Genomic DNA, 1,685 nt, shown 5'->3' on the forward strand with positions numbered 1-1,685 from the left:
CCTAGCCTCGGGCTTTCATGGTAATGCGTTGTGACTGCGTGCCGTTGACGAAGAATGGTGCTCTGAACTGGAAAGATTCGACTTGCTGAAGGAAGAATCCGACCAGTTCAAGGAGCACCAATCTGGTGAGGAAGTCTACGTCGTGCTACCCGGGATTGGCTGCTGAGGCCACGGGATCTGGTGTTGTGTCGCAGGCGGGGGCGGTCGCGTTGGCGCGCACTGCGCAGGTCACCGGGCTGACGACCGCGTTGTCGGCGGCGTTGATGCTGTGGCGCAAACCGCTGGCCAGCCACGATCCCGGCAAGATTGTCTGCGACCTGGCGATCACATTGGCTATCGGTGGGGACTGTTTAGCCGATATCGCGATGCTGCGCAGCGAGCCGGGCGTGTTCGGGTCGGTGGCCTCTGATCCGACGGTGTCGCGGCTGATCACCACGCTGGCCGCCGATGCATCCACAGCGTTGGTAGCGATCGCTGCGGCCCGGGTGGCCGCTCACTCGGCGGCGTGGACGGTTGCCGGGGATCGAGCACCCGGTCATGGTGTTGATGGCGATCACCCGCTGATCGTCGATCTGGACGCGACCCTGGTGACCGCGCATTCGGACAAGGAGTCGGCAACCCCAACGTATAAGCGGGGCTTCGGGTTTCACCCGATGTGCGCGTTCGTCGATCACGGCCCGGGTGGTACCGGGGAACCGTTGGCGATCGGGTTGCGGTCCGGCAATGCCGGCGCGAACACCGCCGCCGACCACGTCACGGTACTCAACGACGCCTTGGCGCAGCTGCCCATCGATACCTGCTATCGGGTGGGACGCAAGGTGCTCGTGCGTGCTGATGCCGGCGGCGCTACCCACGACTTCCTGGACTACCTCACCAAGCGCCGCCTGTCCTACTCCATCGGGTTCGCCCTGACCCAGACCATCGCCACGGCGATCGAAAAGATCCCCGATCAGGCCTGGACCCCGGCTTATGACAGCGACGGTGGAATCCGTGACGGCGCGGCGGTCGCCGAGGCCACCGGGGTGGTCGATCTGTCGGGCTGGCCACCCGGGATGCGGCTGATCGTGCGCCGCGAACGCCCGCACCCGGGTGCTCAGCTGCGGTTCACCGCTCACGACGGGCTGCGCCTGACCGCGTTCGTCACCAACACCGTCCGCGGCCAGCTACCCGAGTTGGAGCTACGACATCGCCGCCGTGCCCGCTGCGAAGACCGCATCCGCACCGCTAAAGACACCGGCCTAGCCAACCTGCCCCTGCACAGCTTCGACCAGAATCGGATCTGGTGCGCCATCGTGCAGTTGGCCTGCGAGCTGACCGCCTGGCTACAGATGCTCGCCCTGCACGAGCATCCCGCCCACTGCTGGGAGCCCAAACGCCTACGGCTGCACCTATTTTCGATCGCCGCCCGCATCACCCGCCACGCCCGTCGAGCCCGGTTACGACTGGCCGCCCACCACCCTTGGACGCACCTGCTCACCGACACATTGACCAGGCTCAATGCGCTGCCGACACCGACCTGAACGCCGGCAAACCCACCACTACGAGACGAAAGGCACCGACCCGGGAGCCAAAGGACCCGGCACCACCCGATGACATCGGGCAACCCGACACGGCCCAGCCCTGAAAACCAAAAATCCGAAACCGCTCAGGCCAACACGTCACCCGCGCGAAAGATCGAGGCTAGG

At 65.5% G+C, this 1,685-nt stretch carries 1 protein-coding gene; it reads left to right on the forward strand.

What is annotated here, in order from left to right; genetic code table 11:
• Positions 1-125: 125 nt before the first annotated feature.
• Entirely contained in the window at positions 126-1,520 is a 1,395-nt protein-coding gene (locus HMPREF0591_RS29700) for an IS1380 family transposase (RefSeq protein ID WP_040624489.1), read from the forward strand.
• Positions 1,521-1,685 lie beyond the last annotated feature (165 nt).

This window comes from Mycobacterium parascrofulaceum ATCC BAA-614 (assembly GCF_000164135.1).
Classification (GTDB): domain Bacteria; phylum Actinomycetota; class Actinomycetes; order Mycobacteriales; family Mycobacteriaceae; genus Mycobacterium; species Mycobacterium parascrofulaceum.